The organism is Exiguobacterium sp. SRB7LM, assembly GCF_015712685.1.
Taxonomy (GTDB): Bacteria; Bacillota; Bacilli; order Exiguobacteriales; family Exiguobacteriaceae; genus Exiguobacterium; species Exiguobacterium profundum.
This window is the reverse complement of the sequence record NZ_VWVR01000006.1, coordinates 2347720-2374594: the sequence shown is the minus strand read 5'-3', so window position 1 is coordinate 2374594 and position 26875 is coordinate 2347720. Positions and strand designations below refer to the sequence as shown.

Genomic DNA, 26875 nt, shown 5'->3' with positions numbered 1-26875 from the left:
ACACTTCTTTTTTTATTCGATTCTGTCGTGTTGCGTTTTAATGCGCAACAACAAAAAGGTAAGGATGACAATAATAGCAAGAAGTAAAAAAGTGATGGTGAAAAGGACTTGTGTCAAGAAAGATACTTGATTCTCTGCCGCAATCAACTCTTTATGAATGTCTTTGTATTGCATTTGTTTGAGAGACCGTAAATCTTCTAAAATCGTTTGCCGAAGTTCTGTCATCGTTTCTGCGACAGCCGTCGCTTTCACTAAGTCGCCTTCTTCATAGATGACGAGAACGCGGTCGGCTTCCTTTTCCCAAATGGCATCTCGTTCGAGTAAATCGAGGACAGAGCTCGGTGTGTCCGGGTCATCGATGATGGATTGTTTAAGGTCTTTGGCTTGTCGAGACATGCTATAGTACATCTCTAAAAAGTGTCGGTCTTCATATGCGAGTAATCCACGGATGGCATTTGCCCGTTCGACGTTATAATACATCACGTCTTCAATCGATTCATAGGAGTCGAGTTGTTCGCCTTGAATGGTTTCGAGACGCTCATTTGTTTCTTTCAATTGAAAAATAAAAATAAAAATAATCGAAATAGATAAGATTGATAAACTGATCCATAATAAAATCCACTTTCGTTGTGACATCGTGACCCTCCTTTCTTCTACATCGTACATGATTTTGTAAAAAACGACAGAAAATATTTTTTTGGAAAAGGAAAAAACGGGGAAATGTATAATCATTAAGAGTAGTGTCTCTTGATGAGAGAAGACAATTAGATGCATAAGGAGAGTCAATATGTCAGAGAACTCGACGTTACACAAGCTGTGCCAGGTTTTACGAAACAAGCGAACCAATCTTACCTATGAGATTCCGAGTCTTTGGAATCGTATGCGTTTCCATTCCGAGCCGGTTCGAGATGGGGTGGAACGTGTCAATCCATATGATTTTTTGTTGGAAACGATTGAAAAAACGATTTTCCCGTATGCACATGAAAGTCGCGACTATCGTACTTCCATTGCGCTTGCAGACGGACATTTACAAACCGGGGGGGATTGGATCAAACGGGCATCGGTCTACTCCATGCAAGTTCGTACATCGACCTCATGGGACCATGACGGGTCGGGTTACGTTGAAATGGAGAATTCAGTGGGAATGAAAGACACAGGCACTTTTGTGAAAACGCTTGCATTGATTCCGCATCTTCTCTATATGGGGATCGATACATTATTCCTCTTGCCGATTTCGCAACACAGCCATAAAAACAAGAAGGGTGAATTCGGTTCTCCTTATGCCGTTCAAGACTTTTTCGCAATCGATGAAGAGTTGAAGGAAACGTTAACTGGTGACGAGATGACGGTCGAAGAAGAATTTGCCGCATTCGTGGAGGCCTGTCACATGGTAGGGATTCGTGTCGTCATCGATGTCATCCCGCGGACGTGTGCCCGAGATAACCGTCTCATCTTAGAAAACCCAGAATGGTTTTACTGGATTCCCTTGACGGAAGTCGATTATTATCATCCGCCATATGTTCCGGGCATTGGGGAGAACGTCAAACCGGAATTTGCTTTTTTGCCGATGGTGTATAACTCAGAAGACGTATGGCAACACTTGCGACGGTTCTCCATGGCACCGAACTTGATTGATGTGGAGAAATGGGATCGTGTACGTAACACGTTGCTCGAGCATCCAGAAGAAAACGTATTGGCGATGATTGAACGAGAGTTCGGATTAACGACTGCACCTGCTTTCTCGGATTGTATCAATGACCCGCAACCACCATGGTCAGACGTAACCTATTTCCGACTTTTCTTAGACCATCCGCTTGCAGCGGCACCTTATGTGAACGATGCGAACATTGCACCTTATATCCTGTTTGATTCGATCAAATCCAATCAATTCCGAGGAAATGAAATCAATGAACCCCTTTGGGAGATGCTCGCTGATATCATTCCTCACTATCAACGGGAATACGGTATAGATGGAGCGCGTATTGATATGGGTCATGCCCTTCCGGTCGATTTAGCACAACGAATTTTGGAACAACCGCGTGCCATCGATTCGAATTTCAGCTTTATCGCTGAAGAACTCATCGAGTCCGGAGCCTGGGCGGCGAAGGACGCTGGCTATAACATGATTATCGGATATGGTTTTTATAAAGAACCGCGATTCAACACGCATGAAACCCATCAATTCTTATACGATTCACGCTTTTTACCTCTTCCGGTATTTGCAGCAGGTGAAACGGCAGATACGCGACGACTCGCGACACGGGAAGGCGGACGAAAAGCAAGCCGTTTGTTGACGGTGTTGAACGGATTTATGCCTAATGGGGTTCCGATGACGAACTCGGGGCTCGAATTGTATGAGACACAACCGATGAACACTGGACTCGATTGTCGACCGGAAGAGGCGTATCAACTCTTCCCGACGGATCCTTATTTTGGCAAGCTTGCGTTTTTTGATGCGTATCAGTTTCATTGGGATCATCCAGAACGGGATGAAATGATTGAAGTGATGCATCAAGTGGCTGAGATTCGACGTCGATGGTTAGATGTGCTCGTGGATCCGAATCACTTTGAACCACTCATTTTAAATGAACCGTTCGCCCCGTTCATTGGATTCGCTTGGTTACGACCGGAAACGAATGATACGTTGCTCATCGTAGCGAATACGAACATGGTAGATGCGCTACGAGGAGTTGTCACGCTTGATGGGGTGAGACGTCGAAATTGGAATGCGAGTCGTTTTGCGGAGATGGTCTATTCACCTGATTCGTGGCCGTATACGGAGCATTCGTTTGATGACAATTGGAATCTCTTGGTCGATTTGAAACCGGGAGAAGTCAAAGTGTACGAGATGAGATGAAAAAACGCCTTGAACCGAATAACCGGTTCAAGGCGTTGTGTGTTTCATGTAGTAAATGACAAATTCATCGAGCGGCATCGGTTTCGCATAGCGATATCCTTGCATGGAGTCACAACCGATTTTACGAAGGAACGTCTCCTGGTACTCGGTTTCGACGCCTTCGGCAACGAGTGCCATACCGAGTTGGCGTGCCATGGCGACAATGGTCGTCGTAACCATTTGATATTCGCGATTCTCTTCAAGCTGCATCGTGAATTCGCGAGGAATTTTCAGTTCATCGATTGGATAACGGACGAGGTATGCGAGTGAACTGTACCCTGTCCCGAAATCATCGATAGACAGCTTGATGCCGAGTGCTTTTAACTCTAAAATGCGATTTAATACACGATCCGAATGATGTGCGGCCACGGTTTCTGTCAACTCAAAATTAAGGCGTGACGGTTCAATCGGGAACCGTTTGAACAATGTTTTCAAGTAATCAATCAAGTGTTCATCAAACAACTGACGGACGGATAAGTTTACCGATAGTTTCGGTAAGTGGATGTCGCCTTGTTCAAATACGTGAATCAATTGGAATGTCTCATGAATCATCCAACGACCTAAATCCTGAATATGTCCCGTTTCTTCAGCAATCGGAATGAACTGGCTTGGTGGAATGAACGCACCGTTATGTTGCCAGCGCATGAGCGCCTCTGCTCCGATGATTGCTTTCGTCGAGGCATCCACTTGAGGCTGAAGGAAAAGGGAAATCTCGCCTTTTTCAAGTGCGGTTTCAAGCCCTTCCATCAACACTTTCCGCTCTTCTTTGTCCTCCCGTAACTCTGGTTCGAACATGACGGTTTCGTCACGACCTTTGTCTTTCGCGCGATACATCGCCAAATCGGCATTCGAGAGCAAGTGCTTTAATTTTTTCCCATGCTCCGGGAAGCGGACAATCCCGATCGAGGCATGTACTTCGACGAGTGTCCCGGCCATATAATACGGGGGACGATAGACAAGCCGCCGCAATCGTTCCGTCAACATCTCATCGTCTCCATGTTCCGCGACGACGATAAACTCATCGCCCCCGAGTCGCCCGGCATATTCGTTCGGCAAGAGTGCAGTCCGCAGCCGTTTTCCGATATGTTGTAATAACTGGTCACCCATATGATGACCGAATTGATCATTGATTTCTTTAAATCCATCCAAATCGGAAAACATCAATGTGAACGTACGCCCTTCCTCGATTAAGCGTTCGATTTGCTCTTGAAGTGCGTAGCGGTTATGAAGACCGGTCAAACTATCGAATTTAGCTTGATACAGAATTTGTTCTTGTTGCTCGATCATCTGGGTGATGTCTTTAGCGATAGCGTAGATGCCCTCGACTTCTCCCTCGATGATCATTGGGACGTTGACCAATTGCCAGACGCGTGTTTCCCCTTCGTCGGTCATCACACGCACATCGATTGTTCGGGGACGACCGTTCGTCAACTCTTGAAGAATGATGGTATAAGGTGCACGGTCTTTCGATTCAATGATGTCTAAGATGTTCGAGCCGAGTAGTGTTTCGGTTGTCAGTCCTAAGATAGAACTGCCGGCCTCGTTGACAGATAACACTTCGCCATGCAAGTCGAATAAGAAAATCGGTTCTGAATGGTAGGCAAAAAGCGAACGGTATTGCTGTTCACGGATTTCTAATTCATGTGCCTTGGTCGACACGGCAACTTCCAAATCTGTGTTGACGGAATGCAAACGATGACTGATGAGTGCATTCTGCTTGGAGACGACAAACTGACGAATGAGCAACAAGAGAACAGCATTTGCGATCATCGAGTCCAATACGGATGTTCCAAGAAGGCGATCGGAAGCGAGTAAAAACATCATGACGACCACACTATACAGCACATAATCGACAATGGAATCGTAGGCAAGTGCATCTTCCGATACATCATCGACCCAGTAGCTAATCGAGATGGTCAAGATACTACTGACTTGCAACAGATGAATCAATTCATGTGTAATTCCGGAAAAGACAACCAACGTGTTTGCAATCGAAGCAATCGTGAATCCAAGAATTCCGACGAGCAATAAAATCCGGAACTGTTGACCGGCTGAGACGACTCGATTTAAGTAGAGGAATGCGAGCATCATATAGAGGCTAATGAGTAACATCTGCTCTTCGAATCCGCTCAACTGTGACACGAGTGAGACGTCTTGCGTTGAAAAGAACCAAATATGAAGACCACCAATCAAGAGGAAACTGAACAGAGCGAATAAATCGAACGTGCGTAGTTTCAAAGTACGGAACTCAATCGATTGCGTGATGACGATTAAAGCCATGATTAAATAAAAGAAATTTTGGAGGAACAACAAGGACTGTATATTGTCGTTGATTGAATGATAGTGCATCAGTAAGTACAGCGTGAAACATACATTTCCTGCACTAATCAAAATATGGATAAAACGCCGCATACCTCTATGTTTAAAGATAGCTACTCCGCTAAAGCCAATCGCTGCCCCTGATATGACGAGATAATAGATGAACAACGTGATCTGTAGTAAGTCGTGCGGGGTCAAAAGTAAAAATAAAAGTCCGGTAGAAAAAGTTCCGATGAGAATCGCCGGAACGTATTGGCGCAACGAGTAAACAGACAACTCATGCACCTCCTTCTTTATATGTATGGGGCTCTTATTTATTATCGGAACAGGAGAACGAAGATTACACAAAAAAATCGACAACAATCTATATTGTTGTCGAAAATTTTAGATTTACAGTGTATAGGAGTGCTCTTTAAAGTTCCCGACGACTGAATCGATTTCAGATACAGTGACAAACGCCTCAGAATCAATTTCAGATACGATTTGACGAAGGCGTGGGATTTCATTGTTCTGGACGACGACGTACAGCATTTTTTTCGAATCATTCGAATATCCGCCTGTCGCATCCATAATCGTGACGCCCCGTTTCAAATTCTGCTTGATGACCAAATTGATTTCGTCTGCTTTTTGACAAATGATGAAGCATTGCTTTTGGGCAGCGAAGAATTTATGAATCGTAAGTAACGTACGGGATCTGACGAAGCTTAACACAAGCGCGTACATCACAGCTTTGATGTCAAAGACGATGAAGACCAACACATAGACGATGATGTCTTGTGTCAGAAAGATTTTAGGTAACGACAAGTTTCGATTATTCATATAGATGACTTTCCCTAGAATATCGAGTCCACCGGTGGAAGCTCCTGCAAAGAGGAGAAGTGCGAGTCCAAGCCCTGAAACGATTCCGCTGAACACCGAAGCGACGAGCGGATCATCGAGTGGGGTCGGGGGAATCAAGACTGGCAAACTATCGATGAGGATAGAGGAAAGTACGACGACAATTCCTGTCATCAAGATAAATCGACGTCCCAAATATTTTAGTCCCAATATAAAGAGCGGGATATTAAGCACGAGCTGTGTCAAACCGATGGGGGTTCCAAACAGTTCATTCGTAATCAACGTGATTCCGACGATTCCCCCAGAACCGATTTCGTTTGGTTTGAGCAGTAAGCTGACAAAGACAGACTGAAGGATTGTCCCGGCAATGATGAACAGTACCGTTTCAAGGGCAACCCGTTTTCGAGATTTTGCATACATAGATAATGGCTAGGCCTGACGCCTCCTTTTTGTAAGTCTTCTGCAAGCGTACTGCTACTTTTACGTCATTTCAAGTCTCACATGTCATTATGGAATCGATCGATATCACTCGCTAATTGCTCATGTACGTAATCGATGACTTGAGCATCATCAAAAAGTCCGAGTGGGACATCGTCTGGAATCGCATCGAATGGGGAGACGAAGTATAGGATGGCCGCAACAAGTTCCTCTTGTTTATCGGGTTGCATCTCAAATTGTTCATTGTAAAGCGCGCGTAACATATTCAGCATTTGTTTCATCTGGAAGTAAAGTGTCAGTTCTTCTTCACGTTCGATGTTACTGATTTCATTGGATGCCACATCGACTGTGACTTTTGCGAGTGCGCGTTCACCTTGAACGAGCAAGTCGCCCAATTGTTCTCGGTCGCGGATGTCTTCTTTCGCTTGCTTTAAAAAATGTGTGTACGTTGTTTTCCAATCTGCCATTTGGATTCCTCCTTCTTTCTTCATCTACTAATATGCCCGTTTTTGCGCATTGGTTGCAACTTTTCCTGAAATTTAAGAAAATAAAGATAACTGAAAAGGAGGAACGATACATATGTCTAAGATTTCGATGCCGACAGAGGCAGATTTCGCACGCTATGCAGAATTAGCTGTGAAAAAAGGTGTGAACATTCAACCTGGTCAACAATTAGAAGTACGTGCTGACATCAGTCAGGCACCACTCGTCCGTCACGTGGTGAAGGCTGCTTATGCGGCCGGAGCGAAGCAAGTGTTCGTCAACTGGAGCGACGAAGAAACAGCGAAAATCCGTTATTTCAATGCACCAGCGGATTCGTTCAAAGAGTTTCCAGATTGGTTGAAGGCTCGTTTTGAGCAATTGGCTGAAGAGAAGACGGCATTCTTGTCAATCGTCAGTGATGACCCGGATGCATTGAATGGTGTGGAATCGTCACGCATTTCGGATGCAAACCGTGCAGCAGGACAAGCGCTTGCGAAGTGGCGTCAATATGTGATGAGCGACAATGTGAGCTGGTCAATCGTCGCAGGTGCGTCAGAAGCGTGGGCACAAAAAGTATTCCCGGGACGTGATGATGCGGTTGCAGCATTATGGCAAGCCATCTTCGCAGCAACGCGGATGGATCAAGAAGATGTCGTCGCGGCATGGGATACACACGATCAATCACTCCGTAGCCGTGCGAAGCTGTTGACAGAGAAGAAATATGCGAAGCTTCATTACAAAGCGCCAGGTACGGAATTGACGATTGGACTTCCGAAAAAACACGTCTTCCTTGGCGGTGGCGGTCCGAACGTCGATGGAATCGACTTTATCGCAAACATGCCGACGGAAGAGGTCTTCACGCTCGCAGATAAAGATTCTGTGGAAGGTCACGTATCGAGTACAAAACCACTCAGCTACAGCGGGAACTTGATTGATGAGTTCACTCTTTGGTTTGAAGGTGGGAAAGTCGTCAAAGCGGAGGCGAAAAAAGGGCAAGCGGCTCTTGATGAATTGTTGAACATGGATGAGGGTGCGCGTCGTATCGGTGAAGTAGCGCTCGTTCCGGATGATTCTCCAATCTCGAACTCTGGTCTTCTCTTCTATAACACGTTGTTTGATGAGAATGCATCGTGTCACTTGGCGCTCGGACGTGCGTACTCGACATGTCTCGAAGGGGGTCCTTCGATGTCACAAGAAGAGCTCGCGGCGAACGGGGCGAACGACTCGATGACACACGTTGACTTCATGATCGGGTCAGCCGAAATGAATATCGATGGTGAACGGGAAGACGGGACGCGTGAAGCAATCATGCGTGACGGGAACTGGGTCATCTAAACAAAAGAGCGAATTCCGAAAGTTACGGAATTCGCTCTTTTTACGTGCAATCGTATAGATAGCGCAGTGCGTGAGGCAAGCGGCGACGCCAGGCCGATTCGTTGTGAATCGCATTTGGTTCGACTTCATATCGGAAGGCGATTCCTTTCTGCGCGATGACGTCAATCAGTTTCGCATTCGTGAATAGGTAGTCGCTTGGAGTGATAGGCCCGCTCTCTTCATTTGTGCCAATGTCCATATATAGTTTACCGGCGAACTCAGCATGTTTCATTTCTCGGATCAATGGATCAAGATTGGCCTATGCCGCAGTGGAGAGGGAACCAACTCGTCGAATAGAAGGATAGGTCGCCATCATGTATAGGGAGATGACACCTCCCATCGAGCTCCCCATGACCCCGACATCTTTTGGGTCAGTAGCGTACTCGCTGTCAATTCGTGGTTTTAATTCGTTCATGAGCCAATCTGTATACATACGGCCTTGGCCACCGAGTGTTGGACGAGTTCTTGCCAATTCGGGTCCGATCCGTCGATACAGCATCTCATCTTCCTCATATGAATACTCATCATAACGGTCCAGCCAGTTCGGGGCGCTCGCGATGGCGACGACCATGAGCGGGAGTCGTAGTAAATCGATGCAACGATCGATTTCCCAACCTTCTCCATATGTAGCAGTGTTTCCAGAAAACACATTTTGTCCATCATGCATATACAGGACGGGAAGCGGGGTGCTGACGTCGACCCAGTCTGGTCGAAATACGCGGACAATCCGCTTTTGACCACGTACCTTCTCCGTCGGAATCGACACGTTCAATTGTTCAATCATCTTTCGTCACCTCTTTCTACTTGTATTGTGGAGAATCATGAACCAAAATACAATCGCCTGACTTGACTACCTACCGTTCGTTAGGTAAGGTGTAAGGCAAGGAGAGTGAATGACGTGAATACAAAAGATAAAATCATGCAGTCTGCTCGAACACGCTTCGCACGGGATGGTTACGAAGGGTTGTCACTAGCGGCAGTAGCGGAAGATGTAGGGATTCGCAAGGCTTCTTTATATGCCCATATCGATGGGAAGGAACAACTGTTCAAACAAGTCGTGTCAGATATGGCGAATCGTTACGAAGAAGTATGGCAGACAACTTGTGACGATACGGCTGGACGACCACCTTTAGAACGAATCGATTCGATTGTCAACACACTCACGTCATTCTTTAGTGATCATGAGACTTGGATGTTGACGAAACGAATGCTACTAGTACCTCCTCCGGAGTTTCGAGAGTATATCGAGGAAGTCATCGGTACGGTCGAAACCAAGTTAAAACGATTTGAGAAAGAGCAATTTCGACTGGCGATGGAACGTGGCGATTTACCGGTACAATCGCTCGATGAACTATATGCTGCCTACTATTGCTTTTTAGATGGCGCCTTACTATCGTTATTCACATTTGAAGAGGATCGGAATATGAGACAACAAGCTGCGTTTCGAATTTTCAAGAAAGGAGTGGGTTGGGATGAGTAAAGAGAAGAGTGCATGGATCTCCCTCCTGTTTGCAGGACTACTCGAAATCGTCTGGGCGACCACGATGAAGTTGTCTGAAGGCTTCACGATTCTAGGTCCGACATTGTGGACAATCGTGTTATTGATTCTCAGTTTCGGATTATTGGCGAAAGCGTTTCGGACGCTGCCTGCCGGTACGGGGTACGCTGTTTTTACAGGAATCGGTGCGGTCGGCACAGTCATAGTTGGCGCCTTCTTGTTTGACGAGGGGCTTAGTGGATGGAAACTAATACTTGTGGCGACGTTGATTATCGGCATCATCGGATTGAAGCAAGTGACAGGAGGGGAAGAAGCATGAGTTGGGTTTATCTGATTGGAGCGGGAATTGCTGAAATGACAGCCGTTTTCTTTATGGGGAAATCGAAAGGATACCAGATTTTAAAGTGGTCGATTGCATCAATTTTATCGTTTGCGCTCAGCTTCTATTGGTTATCAAAATCACTTGAGGTCATTCCTCTTAGTCTTGCCTATTCCATCTGGGTAGGCATCGGCGCGGCCGGCGGTGTCATTTTAGGGATGCTCTATTTGAACGAATCGAAAAATCGTTGGCGTATCTTCTTTTTGTTGATGATTATTAGTAGCGTAATCGGTTTAAAAATTGTCTCGTAAAGGATTGAAATGTGCTGAAAACGGGAATTTATTACTTCAGATTATGTGATGAAAAAAAGGGGGCGGAAAACGATGCATCTTGTCGAGTTGCAATCCGAACGTTTGCGGTTTGAACCGTATACGCTTTCTGATTTCTATTTTGTCAAATCGCTTCTCCAAGATCCACGGGTGATGCGCTTCATCAGTCCGGATGGGAGACCGTATACAGACGAACAGACGATTGAATGGTTTGAACGTCAATTGGCCCGCTATGAGACAGGACGCCAAACGGGTCTCCTGAAGCTCATGACATTTGAAAGTGATGAACCGATTGGTCACGCAGGTACGCTATTGCATGAATTGGACGGCAAAATCGAGTTGGAAGTCGGATATTGGTTGTCACCGAAGCATTGGCACATGGGATATGGTCGAGAAGCCGCCGCGCGTCTGATGCAGCATGCTTTTTCAGAGGGTGAGAAGGAGATTATTTCTCTGATTCATCCGGACAACGTTCCATCTCAACGTGTCGCCAAAGCGAATGGTCTTCACTGGGATCGAGATACACTGTACAAGGATATGCTCGTCTCCGTTTATGCGGGTGACTTGGAGCGGTTATGTCGACATATCGACCGTCAACAAATGACACGATAAAAAGTCTCTAAAAAAATAAAAAAAGTTGTTGCCAACTCAATAGTTTCTTGATATATTAATAGTGTCCTTAAGAGAGGACACGACCTGATTCTGTAGCTCAGCTGGGAGAGCGCTACCTTGACAGGGTAGAGGTCGCTGGTTCGAGCCCAGTCAGAATCACTTGGGTGCCAAACCCTCGAGAAACCCACCGGAACATGGGTTTCCGCGAAGCCACTTCTTGCGAGAAGTGGCTCTTTTTTTTGTATATTGACATGGCACGAAAGCAATTGGTATATTCCTTTCAATACATAATGAAACGGGGAATGCAACATGGTGCTAACGGGTACACTCGTCAATGCCGCATTGATTGTCATCGGGGCATTGCTAGGCCTCTTATTTCACCGCATTCCGGAGCGTATGAAGGAGACGGTGACTGCGGCAATCGGGCTTGCGGTCATCTTGCTTGGGATTCAAATGGGGATGAAGAGTGAAAACTTCTTGATTGTCATCGGAAGTCTCGTCGTCGGGTCAGCGCTCGGGGAGTGGTGGAAGTTAGATGAATTATTGAATGAAGTCGGTTATCGACTTGAACGGCGACTTGGAAGTCAATCGAGTGTAGCGGAAGGATTCGTAACGGCCACACTCATTTTCGTGATCGGGGCGATGGCCATTATCGGGGCGCTCGATAGCGGGTTGCGTGGTGATCATGACGTGTTGTACACGAAAGGGTTGATTGATGGTTTTACGGCCCTCGTGTTAAGTTCGACACTTGGGATTGGGGTCATGTTTTCAGCAGTTCCAGTGTTACTGTATCAGGGCGGAATCGCATTACTCGCCATTCAAATCATGAAATTCATACCGGAATCGCTCATGGACAGTTTTATTTTAGAGATGACCGCGACCGGTGGGGTCATGATTGTGGCGATTGGTCTGAACTTGGTTGGAATCACAAAAATTCGTGTGGCCAATTTATTACCGGGGATTTTAGTGGTCGCGATGATTGTCACGGTTATACATATGCTGTAAAGAAAAAAGACTGAATTCGATTCAGTCTTTTTTCGTGGTTGCATTCATTGTGGAAGGCTCTTTTCGTAGAGCTTCCGCAATGATTTTATCCCAATCGGCTGCATCGCACGCCGCTGTACAGGTAGGTTCAATTTCACATGTTGCACATTTCCCGCCTTTTGCTTTACGTGTGTAGCGGTAAAGAGAAAATGCGGCATATCCAAAAACAATGAATCCGATGAGTAGGTCAAAGAATGACATGGTATTCCTCCTTACGCAAATCCGAATAAGCGACCGACTTGATAAATGACAAGAGACACCACATAAGCGACACCTAAACCGTATAAACTGGCGAACCATGTCAACTTGGCACTACCCACTTCTCGCCGGATGACAGCGACTGTCGCCAAACAAGGGACATAAAGTAAAACGAAGGCCATGAAGCTATACGCGCTGAGTGGGGTGAAGATTGGTAATAGCGACTCCGATAAATCTGATTCGCCGACCGCATAGATGATTGCCATCGTAGACACGACCACTTCTTTTGCTAAGAATCCGGTGATGAGCGAGGCACCGGCTTGCCAAGTACCGAATCCGAGTGGGACGAGTAATGTGGCAATCATACCACCAATCATCGCCAAGAAACTGTCATTCATCGGTACATCAAAGCCGCTTGGACCTGAATAGGCGAGTAGCCAGATGAACACAGAGCCACCAAAAATAAATGTACCGGCTTTTCGAACGAATCCTTTAGCTTTTTGCCAAGTGCTACGCCATAAGGTAAGTCCTTGGGGAACGCGGTATGGAGGTTGTTCGACGATGAATAAGCTCGTCTGATCTTCAGAGGCCAATGCCTTCGTAAAGATTTTCGCGGCAATCAAGGCAAGGAAAATTCCCAACATATAGAGCGAGAGGACAACGAGTGCTTGATGAGTAGAGAAGAAACTCGCCGCAAACACAGCGTAAATCGGAAGCCGGGCCGAACATGACATGAATGGTGAGATGAAGATGGTGACTAGACGTTCGCGCTCCTCTTCGACCGTTCGAGCGGCCATGATTCCAGGAACGTTACATCCGAATCCGATAATCATCGGGATAAAGCTTTTTCCATTCAATCCGACGAGTTGCATGAAACGATCCATCACGATGGCGACTCGCGCCATATATCCGGAGTCCTCTAAAAATGAGATAAAGAAAAAGAGGACAAAGATTTGCGGAACAAAAACCAATACGCCACCGACACCTGCGATGACACCGTCTACGAGAAGGGCTTTAATGAATGGAGAAGCACCTACAGCATCTAACATCCAAACCGTTCCTGATGTGATCGGACCAGACAATAGTCCGTCTAATAAATCGGAAAGAGGTGCACCAACCCAATTAAATGTCACGTGGAATAGCGCATAGAGTACCCCGAAGAAGATGGGTAAACCTAAGATAGGATGCGTCACAACCGCATCGATGCGATCTGTCATCGTCACGTCCTGTGCATTGTGATTTTCAATGACCTGGTGTCGAATCTGTTTCGCCCAATCGCGACGACGCTCAGTGATGTGTGCGTGTGCAAAACGCCCTATAGCCGTTTCCAGTTCTTTTCGGACGGCAACAATCTCTGGAGATGATGCTTCTAAATGGTCGACGACAATCCGGTTGCCTGCTAAATATTGAATTGCAATCCAGCGATCCGTTCTCGATAGACCAGTTAAACGAAGAATGCGTGTAATCGCTTCTTCGGTCTCTGGCCCATAGTTTAATTCGAAAGGTTGACGCTTCTCCATTTGAATCGATGAGAGCAAGACGTCACAACCATCACCTGTTCGTGCGGTGATCGGGAAGACATCTACTTGGAGGAGCGTTTTTAATTTGTCGAGATTAACATGCATTCCACGACTTTCTGCGACGTCGACCATGTTTAAACCGATTTGAAGCGGTCGTCCCATCTCTAGAAGCTGCAAAGTAAGTTGTAAGTTACGTTCTAATTGTGAAGCATCGACAATATTGATCATCCCGTCAAATGGTTCATGCAGTAAGAAACGGGAGACAATCGCTTCATCTGCCGAGAGCGGGTCTAAGTCATAGACACCGGGTAAATCAACTAATTGTCCGACTTTCCCATGTAACTGACCGATTTTTTGTTCGACTGTGACACCGGCCCAGTTGCCCACATGTGCGAATGAACCTGTTAATCGATTAAACAATGAAGTTTTGCCTGTATTTGGATTGCCAATCAATGCGATCCGTTGGCTCATGGTACAATCACTCCGATTTTTTCGGCATCTGATCTTCGGATGGCGATAATTTGTTGATGATCCACTTGTTCAATGGTGAGCGGTCCTGAAAAAATAGCTCTGCGCTTCACACGTACCGAGCATCCCTCGTAAAAACCAAGAGAAATCATTCGTCGACGCAAGCAATCATCAATTTTAGTCAAATCAGATAAAATGACGGTTTGATTCAACGCGACATGTCGTAATAGACTCATAAGTAACCTTCCCCATCTTTTGATAACGATTCTCATTCGCTATCTTATCATGTCAAAAGAGAAAGTGAAATATTGATCATATAAAAAGTTATAAGCAATAAATAGTAAGGTCGAGTGAACATAAAAAGAAGTGTAAACGAGTATCGTTTACACTTCTTCAATCGACTCATGATCTTCTTTGGCACTTTCGCGCAAGGCTGAAGCCATCACGTCAGCAAGATTCCGATCACGAAGCACGCCGACACCACGGTCGGTCGGTCCGCCTGGAGCGGCCACATCGGCAATCAGTTCATTCGTCTCACGTGTTTCATGAGACAGTAACTCAGCGGAGCCTTTCATCGCTTGGGCGACAATTTGACGCGCTGTCTGTTCATCGTAACCGACATCCGTTAGGACGGGCGTCATCGCACCTACGATTTCATAGAAAAAGGCAGGACTGCACCCTGCAGCGGCCATAAAGGCGGACATCGTTTTCGCATCGGTGACGGCCGTTCGACCGACCCGTTCAAAGAGAGAAGTCGCTTTCTCACGGACGGCCTCATCTGTTTCTGGACCAAACCATAGCCCCGTCATCCCGTTCCGATGGGCGACAGGCGTGTTCGGCATGGCGCAAACAGCTGGTAGCCCTGAAGCCTCTTCTAATTGGCTCGGTTCGATATGTGCAGCGACCGAGACGAGTAGTGGGGTCTTCCATTCTTTTGATTCTACGTACGGGATGACGCCATCAGGTTGCATCGCTAATACGACGATGTCATAGTCGTTAACGTTTTCGTCCTCAACAATTTGAACGCCGAGTTCATCTTGTAGGAAGAGTAAGCGCCCCCGGTCACTTCGGTTTGTCATTGTGATGTGTGTCGGTTCGATTCCCGAGTCGATCCACCCGCGAACGAGCGCCTCACTCATCGATCCAGCACCGACCATTAGTAATTGATTCATCATTCGTCACCTCTTCTTTTCGATTCGGTCAATAGTTATGTTGACTATCATAACAAACATACACTCGAATATCGCCCATCCTGCTCATTTGTAAAGAGATGGAAAACGATTTGACATAGGAATCGACGAACATGACAAACGTTTCAAATCGCGCTATGATGGCACTAATTCAAAAGAGTGAGGCGAAATCGTGTGAAACGTGTACTAGTAAAAGGGATTCAAGGTTACCAGCGTTTTATTTCACCATTAAAGCCGCCAACGTGCCGATTTTATCCGAGCTGTTCGCACTACGGAATCGAAGCAATCGAAAAACATGGGGCTGTCAAAGGCAGTTATTTAACCGCTCGCCGGCTCATTCGCTGCCAGCCGTTTCATCCAGGCGGGCTCGATTATGTTCCGGATACATTTGATTGGAAAGCGCCTTTACAACGAGAGAAACCCGAGTCACAGCGAGACGATTGAGTTCGTCTCGCTGTTTTTGTACAGAACAAACAATGAATCAGTTGTTTTAGTACAATACTTTTGCATTGTTCTAAGTATTCTGAAAAAATAGAGGTGTACACTATTTTTCGGGGGAAGGGGATACTTTGTATGGGGCAATCATTTAGTGAATGGGTGAGTACGGCATCCAACTTTGTATGGGGACCACCGCTCTTGATTTTGCTTGTGGGGACAGGCATTTACTTGACGGTGCGTCTAGGTGGGATTCAAATCACCAAATTACCGTATGCGTTGAAATTGGCGTTTTCGAAAAATCAGGATCAATCCTCTAAAGGGGACATCAGTCACTTCCAGGCGCTCATGACCGCTCTGGCGGCGACCGTCGGTACGGGGAATATCGTCGGGGTGTCGACAGCGGTCGTTTTAGGAGGACCGGGAGCCATCGTATGGATGTGGGTGTCCGGTTTCTTTGGGATGGCAACGAAATACGCAGAGGCAGTTCTTGCCGTGAAGTATCGGGTCACTGATGAGCGCGGTCAAATGGCTGGTGGACCGATGTACTACCTAGAACGAGGGTTGAATCAACGATGGTTAGCAGTAGCATTTGCTGCATTCGCATCGATTGCGGCGTTCGGTATTGGAAACGGGGTCCAAACGAACTCGGTCGCGCTTGCGCTCAAAACAACGTTTGACGTACCACTTTACATATCAGGGATTCTCATTATGATTTTTACAGGAGCGGTCATTCTCGGAGGCGTGCGTTCCATCGGGAAAGTGGTCAGTTACTTCGTCCCCGTCATGATTGCCTTCTACTTAGGTAGCGGTCTTTTAATTATGGTGATGAATTACTCGCTGATTCCGGATGCGTTCGCACTCATCTTCAGCAGTACGTTCAGTGCAGAAGCAATCGGTGGAGGGGCCATCGGAGCTGCCATTCGATACGGGGTGGCACGTGGTGTCTTCTCGAACGAAGCAGGTCTTGGCTCTGCTCCGATCGCAGCAGCGGCAGCGAAAACAGATATGCCGGGTCGTCAGGCGCTCGTCTCGATGACTCAAGTCTTCTTGGACACGCTTGTCGTCTGTTCGGTGACAGGATTGACACTCGTCATGGGTGGTCAAATCGGGACAGGACTTGAAGGGGTCGAATTGACTTCAGCTACATTTGAACTGTTCCTCGGACCAGCCGGCGGTTATATTGTCACAATCGGGCTCGTTTTGTTCGCCTATTCGACCGTGCTCGGTTGGTCGTATTACGGCGAACGCTCCATCCATTACTTGTTCGGACAAAAGTCGATTCTTCCCTATCGGATTGCTTTTGTACTCGTCGCGGGACTCGGTGCCATGACGACGAACTTGAACTTAGTATGGGCGTTATCGGATGTCTTCAACGGCTTAATGGCCATCCCGAACTTGATTGGTCTCTTGTTCTTGTCGGGTGTTGTCATTGCCGAGACGAAGCGTTTCAACCAACAGCTTGAAATTGAAAATCGAAAAGTTTCCTAAACGAAAGGACGCCATCCTTATGAATCAGAGGGTGGCGTCTTTTGTTTTGCTTCTAATTCATCGAGTCGTGCTTTTTGTAAATGATCAAACACTTTTGTGATAAAGCCAACCATGATGCCCACCCCGGTTAATACATATCCGATTGTGAATATTTTTCCGATGTCGGTCTGAGGGGCAAAATCACCATATCCGATGGTGGTCAGGGTGATGACACTGAAGTAAAGTGCGTCCAACCAACGCATCTCCTCGAACCGTGTGTAAAAAAGTGTACCGGATAGGACAGTGAGAAAGGCAAGACTGAATAATACTTGGAACTCAGGTTCGCGGAGGCCACGCCAGATTCCGCGTACAATTCGACGCAATGTCAGTAAGAACGGCAACATGTCACTCGCTCCTTTCGATATTAGGTTTGTTCGCTAAAAACGGGGGAACATCCTTTATAGTTCGAGAAAAGAGAAAGGGTGAGTTGGATGGGGAAAGTCATACCGAAACAAGAAGGACTCGACCATAGTGTCGATTTTTTACGGGAAGGATATCTATTCGTTGCGAATCGTCGCAAAAGTTTTCAATCAAATATCTTTGAAACACGTTTGCTCGGGGAGCGCGTGATTTGTCTTGGGGGCGAAGAGGCTGCCGAGGTGTTCTATGATGCAGACAAATTCATGCGTCAGAATGCGGCGCCAAAACGTCTATTGAAAACCTTGTTTGGAGAAGATGGGGTCCAAACACTAGATGGTGCGGCACATACGCATCGAAAACATATGTTCATGTCATTGATGACAAAAGAAAATATAGATCGATTGCTCCGCTTGACATATCGAGAGTGGAACCAGATTGAACGAATGGGAGAGGAGGTCGTCTTATACGATATTGCGCAACAAGTGTTGATGAAGGCCGTATGTGAATGGTCGGGAGTTCCACTTGCGAAAGAAGAAGTTGGGAAGCGCACTGAAGAGATGAGGTTATTATTTGAATCGGGTACGTCTCTTGGTCCCACGTATTTACAAGGTCGGAAGGCACGAAGTTCCGCTGAATCCTGGATTCGTCAGATGGTAAAAGAAGTGCGGTCGAATCGATTATTGCCGAACGAACATACGGCGCTGTACGAATTTTCGTGGCACCGGGATGAATCCGGAGAGTTATTACCTGAAGACGTCGTGGCGGTCGAAGTATTGAACATTTTACGCCCGACTGTCGCAATCTCGGTGTATATCCTCTTCACTGTCTTAGCTTTACATCAGTTCCCGGATGTAAAAGAGCAGGTAGAGCGGGGAGAGGTCTCGAAAACAGAATTTGTCCAGGAAGTGAGACGGTTTTATCCATTTTTCCCTGTAGCGGCAGCTCGTGTCAAAACCGATTTTGAATGGGACGGCTATGCATTTTCGGAAGGGACGCTGACGCTTCTTGATTTGTACGGTACGAATCATGACTCCTCTATTTGGACGGAGCCGGATCGATTCGATCCCTCTCGTTTCAAAGATTGGAACGAGAGTCCGTTTAACTTTATTCCGCAAGGTGGGGGAGATGTAGATTTTGGACACCGATGTGCTGGTGAACATGTGACCATTGCAATTCTTGCACAAGTCATTGAGTTGTTTACTAAGGAATACGCCTACACGGTCCCGCCTCAAGACTTGAGCTATAGTTTTGTAGACATGCCGAGTCTGCCGAAAAGTAAATTGCGATTGACTAATCTAACTCGAAACCAATAAAAAAGTCGCCTACTCGATGGGAGTAGGCGACTTTGAATTTACTTCGTTTGCAAATTTAGGCGTTTGGAGATGGGACGAATCGAGACCGATGAATCGATCATTCGATTATCCCGTTTCGGTTCATCGGTACATTCAATCTGCCAGTCGGTGTCATGAAGCTCTTTTAGTCCGACGGCGATGTCGTATAGGGAATAGTTCGCATTTCCGTTTAACTGATAGATGCCTGGTCCACGTTTAGTCAAAATTTCAAATAGCGCGTCTGCCGTGTCTGCTAAAAATGAACATGATGGATACCAATGCTCACTCGCTTGGATGACCCCTCGTTGCTTCATCTCGTTCGTAAAATAGTCCATCATATTATTCGATCCGGCCTCATCCCCGATTTGCCATCCGAGACGAACGATTTGAGCACCAGGATTGGCGTTCATAATCGCACGTTCGCACTCACGCTTATACTTTCCATAGTCATCCTCGGCATCTGGTAGCGTATCTGGGGAAATCGGTCCGGTCACTTCATCTGAAAAAATTGAAACCGTGCTCGTGAACAGGAAAGGAATTTTCGCCTCACCACATAAACGAGCGAGCGTCTCGGCCCACTCCACCGCGCCCATACCGATATGTAAAAAGTAGTCCGGTCGGATGCGCTCGATGAATTCTCGCATTTCCTCTTCGTTTGTCGTGGACACTTGCTCGCGATTCCACGCAATCCCTTCAATTCCGTGGCGCTGTAACGTTTCGGCAACAACGGGTGCCACTGTACCGTTCATTCCTGTAAGAATAGCTTTCATTTCGATTCGCCCCTTTCACTCTATATGATGCCACAAAACGAGTGTGGACAAACAACCGATGTGCCGGGCTATGCTAGACTGGATGATGGAGGGATTAATCATGAATATTCGACAAGCAACCAAACAAGATAGTAAACAAATTGCACCACTCATGTATCAAGCGATCCATGAGATTGCGTACACATTGACGGCATCAACGGATACGACTGAGGTATTGGAGCGACTAGCGATGTGGGTAGAGAAACCAAATAATCGCTTGAGTCACGAAAACATCTGGGTGGCGGATTTTGAAGGAGAAGTTGCCGGAATGATCATCTCGTATCGTGGGGATAAGGCAGAAGAATTGGATCGACCGATTCGAGAATGGTTGACGGCGCATGGAAGTGGAGAAGAGGTGGACGTTGAAACGGAAGGTTATGTCCAATACATTGATTCACTGGCTGTCGCAGAGGCGTATGGAGGTCGTGGAATCGGGACGAAGTTAATCGAACACGTTTGTCTCGTTGCGAAAGAACGCGGTGTGCCCGCCGTCACATTGAACGTGGACCAAGAAAACCCTGCGGCACATCGCTTATACACACGTCTCGGCTTCCATAAGGAAAAAGAAATCAACATTTCTGGGGCGAGATTTGACTATATGATCAAAGAAATCAATTCGACTCCTTTCTCAGTCTAAAAGCGGATGCGCAAACTTCTTTTCTCGACTATACTAAGTGCTTGAGGAAAGATATACGTAAAGGAGATACATTATGGAGTGGAAGAACATTTGGCGAGGGATGGCCATGGGGACGAGTGATTTAATCCCTGGTGTAAGCGGCGGTACCATTGCAGTCATTTTAGGCATCTACGATCAACTCATCGAAGCGATTAGCGGCGTATTTAGCCGATATTGGAAAAAATATATCGGGTTCTTGATTCCATTGGCAATTGGAATGGGGACAGCCATTATCGCACTGAGTCGAGTTATTGAATACTTATTGCTGGAGTATTATGCACCGACACAATTTTTCTTTATCGGATTGATTTTAGGGATTATTCCACTTCTATTCGTGGAATTTAAATCACGCGCATCGATTCGTCCGGTTCATGTTATTGCTATGGTTGTCGCAACGATACTCGTTGCGAGTATGGCATTCTTGAATCCGGTTGATTCGTCTATTATGACGGACGTGACGTTCGGGACGGCGCTTCTCTTATTCTTCTCTGGTTGGTTGGGCAGCATGGCCATGTTGCTTCCTGGAATTAGCGGTTCATTCGTCTTGTTGTTAATTGGTGTTTATCCAACCGTCATCAGCGCCATCTCAAACTTCAATTTGTTGATTATTGGGATTGTCGGTGCTGGAGTGGCCGTCGGCTTTATTGTAAGTAGTAAAGTCATTCGTTACTTGTTGGCGAATTTCCCGGGAATGACGTTCTCCGTCATCATCGGATTGGTCATTGGCTCACTCGCCGTCGTGTTTCCGGGTGTACCAGCTTCCGGAGTCATGTGGATACTCAGTATCGTCGCATTCATCGCGGGGGTCATCGTTGTCCGATTACTCAGCAAATATTCTGTCTAAATGAAAAAGGAGTCCAGCGATGAGCCGGACTCCTTTTTAATAGATGAAGGGGAAGAGGCGCTTGCGCGTCTTCGACCAGGATTGGTAAGACTGACCGAAATGGCGAATGAGCATACCTTCCTCGATTCGAATGCGGTACAGTAATGCAAGCGAGGTGAGACCCGCACCAATCAAGGCGATTCCCCAATGAATAAAGTATAGCGAGAATCCGAACGTAATCAATAACAACCCTGTGTAAAGAGGGTGGCGTAAGTAACGATACGGTCCCGAGCTGACGAGTTCGTCTTCCGGTCGGACGACGACATGTCGTGTGAATTGATGACGTAAGTGTAAAATCCCCCAATAACGTAACGACACGCCGGCTATGTAAAAAGTAAGTCCGATGATTCGTTGAACTGTCGAAGGCTGTGATTCGAAAACAAGCGAAGAGATCATAGACAACACGAAGACGCCAATCATCGTCGTCGCTACAAAGTAAAAACTCTTCCGCTCGACGGCCCCGTCTGTTGCCTCTTTTCGGTTACGAAATCGCCACGTCTCAACTAGCCAAAAAAATGATACGACGATTAATAGGACATCCATCCAATTCATCACGCACATCCTCCCTTTTGATTCATGTTTCATTACCCGACCTACGCATAAGAAAAACCAAATCCATCAGGGCGATATTCGAAAAAAATTGTCAAAGTGACCAAAACAGGTTATCATCTAATGAGAATGATTATCATTTTTACGTATATAGAGAGGAAGGGTGCGACGATGAACGAGGAAGTATTCGACGTGACGATTATCGGTGGGGGACCGGCTGGATTGTATGCCGCTTTTTACAGCGGTTTACGAGGTATGAAGACGAAAATTATCGAATTTCAACCTTTTTTAGGCGGGAAAGTACATGTCTATCCAGAGAAAATGGTTTGGGATGTAGGTGGTCTCCTACCGACGACTGGGGCAAAACTGATCGACCAACTCGTCGAGCAAGGTCTCACCTTCTCTCCGACGGTCCTTCTTGGCGAGAAGGTGGAGTCGATCTCTAAGCGTTCAGACGATTTGTTCGGGATCGACACGACGAACGGTCATCATATTTCCAAAACCGTCATCGTTGCGACAGGAAGTGGGATCCTCAAACCGCATAAGGTTGAAGTGAGCGGAGCGGAGCGGTTCGAATTGTCGAACCTCCATTACACGGTTAAATCACTTGAACGCTTTAAAGGAAAGCGCGTCTTGATATCGGGTGGCGGCAATAGTGCAGTCGATTGGGCGAATGCGCTCGAGCCGATTGCAGAGCAGGTCGTGCTGACGTATCGAAAAGAAGAACTTAGTGGACATGAAGCACAAGTTGAAAAAATTAAACAGGGTCGAGTCGACTGTTGCCCACGATCAAAAGTGACGGATTTGATTTCTCACGATGGGAAATCGATTCAACAAGTTCTTTTGACTCATGTCGAAACAGGAGAGACGAGCGTAATCGAGGTCGATGAAGTGGTCATCAATCACGGATATGAACAAGACGCGGAGTTGCTTCGGAACAGCGAATTGCAGGTCGAGATGAAGGATGGGTTTTATGTGAAAGGGAATTCAGGTAGCGAGTCATCCGTCCCGGGATTGTACGCTGCCGGTGATATTCTCACGCATGAAGGGAAAGTACATCTCATCGCTGGAGCGTTTCAAGATGCTGCGAATGCGGTGAACCGGGCCAAAACATACATTGACCCGAATGCGAACGCTACCGCAATGGTGTCCTCTCATAATGAACGGTTAAAAGAGAAGAATCGTCAAATCATAGAAGAAACCATGATGAAGCAGTAAGAGGACCACTCTTACTGCTTTTCTCTAGGATAATCACAAAGCTCGGTAATCACACCGCCTGAATGACGCGGGTCCATGTAGATTAAGCGTCTACCTTTCGCCGTCGTACGCAGCGTGTCTTCTAAAAAGGTGATGCCATTTTGTTTGTGAGCGGCCATCGCTTCGTCCAAATCGTCGACACGATAGGCGATATGATGTACACCCTTCCCTCGAGCTTTCATGAACCGGGCAATCGGACTCGTCTTACTAGTCGGACGCAACAATTCGATGACATCCTCTCCAATATGAATGACGGCCAATTCGGTCTCGACCCCGATGGCCGTGTTCGTATAGCGGTCCACGAGTTTTCCTCCTAAGACCGTCGTGTAAAATGTGATCGCCTCGTCTAAGTCTCGAACGGCAATCCCAGTATGATCGATATGCATGTAAATTCCTCCTTCTGCTTCAGTTTGCCTAAAGTTGAACAAAATGTCACTTCACAACGTTTCAAGCCTATCCGATATAATAGGAGAGGGAGGGACAGCGAAATGAACGGAAAAATCACGATGGGTTTGGTGGGCACTTTCGCCTTTGTATCATTTGTGTTTGGACTCTCGCTTGCGACGTTTGTCGACTATCGTATCAATGAAGAACAGGTTGTCCTTGAACGATTAACGACCCATAAACAAATTGGTCCGACCGAGTTGCTGTCTACCGAGGTCGACTTTCATTTAAATGGGTCGAATTATGCGATTCGTTTTAAAGATGAACCAAATATTACGTATTGGTTCAATGTCGTCGATCGCAAAATTAAGTTCGATCGGATTGAATCGCTCGATTTGAGAGATACGGGGCTTCGGACAGAACTGTTTGAAGCGATGCCGCCTCTAGCGATGGAGTCGACTACTGCTGCAGAATAAAAGACGTCGAATGAACAACTTTTTCCTTTGAGAAAGAGTTGGTTTGCTCGACGTCTTTTGATTGTTTAGGAATAAATCGGGGTCGGTGGTGCCTGTAGCATGTACGTATAACGACAAATACTCGAGATTTGGGCGCCGTGACGTCGAAGTGTATAACTCAAATCAGGTTGCAAACTTGTTGCTGAAATATGTGCCTCTTCAATGTATCGGAACATGTAGAAAAATTTTTGTTGAAGGAATGAAATAGCTTCCCGCAATAAAGTCTCGTCACAGTCAACATGCATCTCTTGTATTGAAATATGGTACATATGTAAGCGTACTTTCATGATTCCAATCACTTGTCGGTCCCACTTCACGGAATAGAACAATGTTTGCTGGCGAACTTCTCGTGCGAATTGTTCATCTGTCATCGAAATGGCACCCGGAAGGAGATGGCAATGTTCATTTCGAAATGTGAGCCAATCTGCTCTTCTTGAATAGTCCACCAATTCGAGTGTCCAATTGGTATGGGTTGCTTTCTCGCAAGGGATGAATGGTAGATGATACGTTTTCGTTTGATGAAATACTTGAAACCCTGCTGCTTCATATATTCGATGCTTGTCTTGATTATGAGAATCCTCTTCCTGAAGATAGTACGTAATCGGGTACTTTGTTTCTCGACTTCGTTCATAGATCAAACGATGAAGTAGTCCGCGAAAGACGTGACGATCACCATATGTGGCTTGAGAGAGGCGAATGGCATGATCCGTTTCAAGCTGTTCGTCGTTTGCGACGATTGAAGCGAGTGGGGTATCTCGATTGAGTGCGACGTAGACGTGATGATGCGAGGGAAGGGAGAGAAGTAAAGGGGCCTTGCTTAAAGGATATAGCGACTGAATGGAAATACGCTCATGTAACGGTAATTGCCTGCATTCTACAAAACGTAGCGCTCGTTTCACGAAGAATCCTTCTTTCTTTATTAAATGATAAGTACAAATAAATTGTAAGCGCTATCTTGTATCGTGGGGTGTGGCAGTATGATGAAACCTGACTCGAGAAAAAATCAATTACGTAAGAAAAAGGTTCGAGTAAAATAGAACATATCCGCCCAATACAATGAAATGGATTTCCTTTCATCGTTCATCTGTGAGATTCATCAAATGTCAGCGCAACGAACGGATGAGACGTGCTATACTTAAACACAATGAAAATACGGAGTAGGAGTATATGATGAAATACATTTATCAACTGATTCTGGTTTCTGTGCTTTGGTTGACGGTAACACCGTCTGCAGCCATGGCCGAGACAGAACCGGTCGTCATTCATGAAAATATCATTGTCGAAGAAGATGTAGAAATTCATGAAGGATTTCAATCGCCGAATGAAATGGTGTATTTGTTCGTATTAATTGTGTTGTTATCTGTCATCGGACTTGGCATGATGAACACGATTGAATAACGTGAAAACGTTCACAAAAATGCAATAAGTGATTTGGTAACGGTTACAATCGTTCCCTTATACTTATATGTGTAGGAAGAAAGTTCTGCACCAACTTTCTGTCCTCCTTTTCAAATGAACACCCCTCGTTCATATCATGTATTGGAGTCAATCGATCCCATCGATTGACTCCCTTTTTTTAAAATCGGATTCGCTTTTCTTTAGCAATTCGTTTTAAGCGCTTCGTCTCACTAGTGTGTCCGTGACTCTCTAAAAAGTCGACATATACCCGAAATGGTTCGGAGCGATGAGAAAAGAACGGGATATATTCAGAGAACAATTTTTGTTCCGCTTCTTTCAAATTCCCTTCAGCGACGAGAAGGCGGAGTTCTAACATTTTAAGCGCTTGATAGTTTTCGAGCGCGGTATCCTCTGTTTGGGACTTCTCTAACATCCGATCGCAAAGTTTTAAGAGACGGGAGTGAAGGAGTTTTCTTGTATTGGCATGACTGTGTTCGATGGGTAGCGTTGAGAGTAAATCAATTCGTGTAGAATCAACATCTTTTGGCACGTGGAGTGCGGTGTATAGGGCGCGGTCAATCCAAACGGTATCAATCGGGGCATCGAGCTGATAGTAGTGAATGAGTTGCTTGAGCATGGTGACTTGTGAAATTTTTAAAAGGCGAAACGGGTCACTCGTAGAGAAGAGCGGTTCTTCGCCAGCGGATGTAGAGAGAAGGTAAAACATTTCTTCATACATCGTACGTGCCTCTGTGTATTCCTCGGCGTAATGTGCTAAATCGCGAATGATTTTTTTAGCATGAATGTACCAATTTTTTTGGTCGCGTTCTGACATGACTTGATTCGGACGAATGTACAAATGTTCATACGCAGAGTCAACAAACCGTTCAGCCAAGGTAATGGTTTGCGAGAGCGAATGTCGCTCTTCAGAGTTTTTTTTCTCTTTATAGCGCGTGTATTGGCTGATCATAAAATCAAAATCTTGATCATCAATCACATCTTTAGGAGTATGACGGTACATTTCGACGAGCAAATCGCGTAACGTCGCCTCGCCATACTGTTCTAACAATACGCGTAACTTTCCGATGCGCATCAGCTCTCCTCCTTTCAGTCAAACTTTTCGTAGGCAATCTCGATTTGGGCAGAAACCAATTATTATTCCTTTCCCGCTTTTCATCTGAAACAACCATTCGCTCTCATGCTTAAGACGGATTTTCGTAAGA

At 46.1% G+C, this 26875-nt stretch carries 31 protein-coding genes and 1 tRNA gene; 16 read left to right on the top strand and 16 right to left on the bottom strand.

Going from position 1 to position 26875, the window contains the following annotated elements; all coding sequences use genetic code 11:
• Positions 1-12: 12 nt before the first annotated feature.
• Positions 13-636 (bottom strand): hypothetical protein, encoded by a 624-nt coding sequence (locus F3H97_RS13025; protein ID WP_196431600.1) that lies wholly within the window; start codon positions 634-636, stop codon positions 13-15.
• Between the two features lie 151 nt (positions 637-787).
• Here F3H97_RS13025 and F3H97_RS13020 point away from each other — a divergent pair, with 151 nt between their 5' ends.
• Positions 788-2857, top strand: a complete 2070-nt coding sequence (locus tag F3H97_RS13020) for an alpha-amylase family protein (protein WP_196431599.1) — start codon at positions 788-790, stop codon at positions 2855-2857.
• A 27-nt stretch (positions 2858-2884) separates the two neighbouring features.
• Here the strand turns inward: F3H97_RS13020 and F3H97_RS13015 are convergent, their stop codons facing one another.
• From F3H97_RS13015 to F3H97_RS13005, 3 genes are all read right to left on the bottom strand, one after another.
• Positions 2885-5500 carry a putative bifunctional diguanylate cyclase/phosphodiesterase gene (locus tag F3H97_RS13015; RefSeq protein WP_370568591.1) on the bottom strand — a complete coding sequence of 872 codons (2616 nt, stop codon included), beginning with the start codon at positions 5498-5500 and terminating at the stop codon, positions 2885-2887.
• A 105-nt stretch (positions 5501-5605) separates the two neighbouring features.
• Entirely contained in the window at positions 5606-6472 is an 867-nt protein-coding gene (locus F3H97_RS13010) for a YitT family protein (protein ID WP_159563521.1), read from the bottom strand.
• Between the two features lie 77 nt (positions 6473-6549).
• Positions 6550-6957 carry a YkvA family protein gene (locus F3H97_RS13005; RefSeq protein ID WP_074037788.1) on the bottom strand — a complete coding sequence of 136 codons (408 nt, stop codon included), beginning with the start codon at positions 6955-6957 and terminating at the stop codon, positions 6550-6552.
• 112 nt (positions 6958-7069) lie between these two features.
• Here F3H97_RS13005 and F3H97_RS13000 point away from each other — a divergent pair, with 112 nt between their 5' ends.
• Positions 7070-8308, top strand: a complete 1239-nt coding sequence (locus F3H97_RS13000; protein WP_196431597.1) for an aminopeptidase — start codon at positions 7070-7072, stop codon at positions 8306-8308.
• 40 nt (positions 8309-8348) lie between these two features.
• On the opposite strand, the gene F3H97_RS15055 is transcribed toward F3H97_RS13000, so the two are convergent.
• Together F3H97_RS15055 and F3H97_RS12995 are read right to left on the bottom strand one after the other, a co-directional pair.
• Positions 8349-8546: an alpha/beta hydrolase gene (locus tag F3H97_RS15055; protein WP_230872861.1), complete on the bottom strand. Its 198-nt coding sequence runs from the start codon at positions 8544-8546 to the stop codon at positions 8349-8351.
• A 60-nt stretch (positions 8547-8606) separates the two neighbouring features.
• Positions 8607-9131: an alpha/beta hydrolase gene (locus tag F3H97_RS12995; protein WP_230872860.1), complete on the bottom strand. Its 525-nt coding sequence runs from the start codon at positions 9129-9131 to the stop codon at positions 8607-8609.
• A gap of 114 nt (positions 9132-9245) precedes the next feature.
• Here F3H97_RS12995 and F3H97_RS12990 point away from each other — a divergent pair, with 114 nt between their 5' ends.
• The 6 genes from F3H97_RS12990 to F3H97_RS12965 all read left to right on the top strand — a co-directional run bounded on the left by F3H97_RS12990 (position 9246) and on the right by F3H97_RS12965 (position 12110).
• Positions 9246-9827 (top strand): TetR/AcrR family transcriptional regulator, encoded by a 582-nt coding sequence (locus F3H97_RS12990; RefSeq protein ID WP_074037786.1) that lies wholly within the window; start codon positions 9246-9248, stop codon positions 9825-9827.
• A complete protein-coding gene (locus F3H97_RS12985) occupies positions 9820-10164 on the top strand; it encodes a DMT family transporter (protein ID WP_074037785.1) in 345 nt (114 codons plus the stop codon). The genes F3H97_RS12990 and F3H97_RS12985 overlap by 8 nt, the downstream gene beginning before the upstream one ends.
• Positions 10161-10475: a DMT family transporter gene (locus F3H97_RS12980; RefSeq protein ID WP_159563525.1), complete on the top strand. Its 315-nt coding sequence runs from the start codon at positions 10161-10163 to the stop codon at positions 10473-10475. Before F3H97_RS12985 ends, F3H97_RS12980 begins: the two co-directional genes overlap by 4 nt.
• Before the next feature lie 72 nt (positions 10476-10547).
• Positions 10548-11105, top strand: coding sequence for a GNAT family N-acetyltransferase (locus F3H97_RS12975; protein ID WP_084543120.1), 558 nt, complete (start codon positions 10548-10550; stop codon positions 11103-11105).
• A gap of 86 nt (positions 11106-11191) precedes the next feature.
• Positions 11192-11264, top strand: a tRNA-Val gene (locus tag F3H97_RS12970).
• 150 nt (positions 11265-11414) lie between these two features.
• Positions 11415-12110 carry a DUF554 domain-containing protein gene (locus F3H97_RS12965; RefSeq protein ID WP_159563526.1) on the top strand — a complete coding sequence of 232 codons (696 nt, stop codon included), beginning with the start codon at positions 11415-11417 and terminating at the stop codon, positions 12108-12110.
• A 21-nt stretch (positions 12111-12131) separates the two neighbouring features.
• Here F3H97_RS12965 and F3H97_RS12960 read toward each other — a convergent pair whose 3' ends face one another.
• The 4 genes from F3H97_RS12960 to F3H97_RS12945 all read right to left on the bottom strand — a co-directional run bounded on the left by F3H97_RS12960 (position 12132) and on the right by F3H97_RS12945 (position 15507).
• Entirely contained in the window at positions 12132-12350 is a 219-nt protein-coding gene (locus F3H97_RS12960) for a FeoB-associated Cys-rich membrane protein (protein ID WP_035387786.1), read from the bottom strand.
• Positions 12351-12361: 11 nt separating this feature from the next.
• Entirely contained in the window at positions 12362-14338 is a 1977-nt protein-coding gene (feoB, locus tag F3H97_RS12955; protein WP_196431596.1) for a ferrous iron transport protein B, read from the bottom strand.
• A complete protein-coding gene (locus F3H97_RS12950; protein ID WP_196431595.1) occupies positions 14335-14571 on the bottom strand; it encodes a FeoA family protein in 237 nt (78 codons plus the stop codon). The genes feoB and F3H97_RS12950 overlap by 4 nt, the downstream gene beginning before the upstream one ends.
• Before the next feature lie 147 nt (positions 14572-14718).
• Positions 14719-15507, bottom strand: coding sequence for a pyrroline-5-carboxylate reductase family protein (locus F3H97_RS12945; RefSeq protein WP_230872859.1), 789 nt, complete (start codon positions 15505-15507; stop codon positions 14719-14721).
• Positions 15508-15699: 192 nt separating this feature from the next.
• On the opposite strand from F3H97_RS12945, the gene yidD reads away from it, so the two are divergent.
• Both yidD and F3H97_RS12935 read left to right on the top strand, forming a co-directional pair.
• The gene (gene yidD, locus F3H97_RS12940) at positions 15700-15969 is read left to right on the top strand and encodes a membrane protein insertion efficiency factor YidD (protein ID WP_015880777.1); all 270 of its coding nucleotides are present in this window, start codon (positions 15700-15702) and stop codon (positions 15967-15969) included.
• Between the two features lie 129 nt (positions 15970-16098).
• The gene (locus F3H97_RS12935) at positions 16099-17451 is read left to right on the top strand and encodes an alanine/glycine:cation symporter family protein (protein ID WP_074037781.1); all 1353 of its coding nucleotides are present in this window, start codon (positions 16099-16101) and stop codon (positions 17449-17451) included.
• Between the two features lie 17 nt (positions 17452-17468).
• Here the strand turns inward: F3H97_RS12935 and F3H97_RS12930 are convergent, their stop codons facing one another.
• Positions 17469-17834 carry a potassium channel family protein gene (locus F3H97_RS12930; protein ID WP_159563530.1) on the bottom strand — a complete coding sequence of 122 codons (366 nt, stop codon included), beginning with the start codon at positions 17832-17834 and terminating at the stop codon, positions 17469-17471.
• Positions 17835-17921: 87 nt separating this feature from the next.
• Between F3H97_RS12930 and F3H97_RS12925 the strand changes: the two genes are divergently transcribed.
• Positions 17922-19163 (top strand): cytochrome P450, encoded by a 1242-nt coding sequence (locus F3H97_RS12925; protein WP_196431593.1) that lies wholly within the window; start codon positions 17922-17924, stop codon positions 19161-19163.
• A gap of 38 nt (positions 19164-19201) precedes the next feature.
• Here the strand turns inward: F3H97_RS12925 and F3H97_RS12920 are convergent, their stop codons facing one another.
• Entirely contained in the window at positions 19202-19951 is a 750-nt protein-coding gene (locus tag F3H97_RS12920; RefSeq protein WP_159563532.1) for a sugar nucleotide-binding protein, read from the bottom strand.
• Positions 19952-20051: 100 nt separating this feature from the next.
• On the opposite strand from F3H97_RS12920, the gene F3H97_RS12915 reads away from it, so the two are divergent.
• Both F3H97_RS12915 and F3H97_RS12910 read left to right on the top strand, forming a co-directional pair.
• Positions 20052-20627, top strand: coding sequence for a GNAT family N-acetyltransferase (locus F3H97_RS12915; protein WP_074037777.1), 576 nt, complete (start codon positions 20052-20054; stop codon positions 20625-20627).
• 73 nt (positions 20628-20700) lie between these two features.
• On the top strand, positions 20701-21510 hold the full coding sequence (locus F3H97_RS12910; protein ID WP_015880783.1) for a DUF368 domain-containing protein: 810 nt from the start codon (positions 20701-20703) through the stop codon (positions 21508-21510).
• A 36-nt stretch (positions 21511-21546) separates the two neighbouring features.
• Here the strand turns inward: F3H97_RS12910 and F3H97_RS12905 are convergent, their stop codons facing one another.
• Complete coding sequence (locus tag F3H97_RS12905) at positions 21547-22101, bottom strand: methyltransferase family protein (RefSeq protein ID WP_074037776.1); 555 nt, start codon at positions 22099-22101, stop codon at positions 21547-21549.
• Positions 22102-22269: 168 nt separating this feature from the next.
• Between F3H97_RS12905 and F3H97_RS12900 the strand changes: the two genes are divergently transcribed.
• Positions 22270-23316 carry an NAD(P)/FAD-dependent oxidoreductase gene (locus F3H97_RS12900; protein WP_196431592.1) on the top strand — a complete coding sequence of 349 codons (1047 nt, stop codon included), beginning with the start codon at positions 22270-22272 and terminating at the stop codon, positions 23314-23316.
• Positions 23317-23327: 11 nt separating this feature from the next.
• Here the strand turns inward: F3H97_RS12900 and F3H97_RS12895 are convergent, their stop codons facing one another.
• Positions 23328-23741: a VOC family protein gene (locus F3H97_RS12895; protein ID WP_159563535.1), complete on the bottom strand. Its 414-nt coding sequence runs from the start codon at positions 23739-23741 to the stop codon at positions 23328-23330.
• Between the two features lie 102 nt (positions 23742-23843).
• On the opposite strand from F3H97_RS12895, the gene F3H97_RS12890 reads away from it, so the two are divergent.
• Complete coding sequence (locus F3H97_RS12890) at positions 23844-24215, top strand: hypothetical protein (RefSeq protein ID WP_074037773.1); 372 nt, start codon at positions 23844-23846, stop codon at positions 24213-24215.
• A 65-nt stretch (positions 24216-24280) separates the two neighbouring features.
• On the opposite strand, the gene F3H97_RS12885 is transcribed toward F3H97_RS12890, so the two are convergent.
• Positions 24281-25153 carry a hypothetical protein gene (locus tag F3H97_RS12885; protein WP_196431591.1) on the bottom strand — a complete coding sequence of 291 codons (873 nt, stop codon included), beginning with the start codon at positions 25151-25153 and terminating at the stop codon, positions 24281-24283.
• A 271-nt stretch (positions 25154-25424) separates the two neighbouring features.
• Between F3H97_RS12885 and F3H97_RS12880 the strand changes: the two genes are divergently transcribed.
• Positions 25425-25652, top strand: coding sequence for a hypothetical protein (locus F3H97_RS12880; protein WP_031421006.1), 228 nt, complete (start codon positions 25425-25427; stop codon positions 25650-25652).
• A gap of 178 nt (positions 25653-25830) precedes the next feature.
• On the opposite strand, the gene F3H97_RS12875 is transcribed toward F3H97_RS12880, so the two are convergent.
• The gene (locus tag F3H97_RS12875) at positions 25831-26745 is read right to left on the bottom strand and encodes a hypothetical protein (protein ID WP_196431590.1); all 915 of its coding nucleotides are present in this window, start codon (positions 26743-26745) and stop codon (positions 25831-25833) included.
• Positions 26746-26875: the final 130 nt, after the last annotated feature.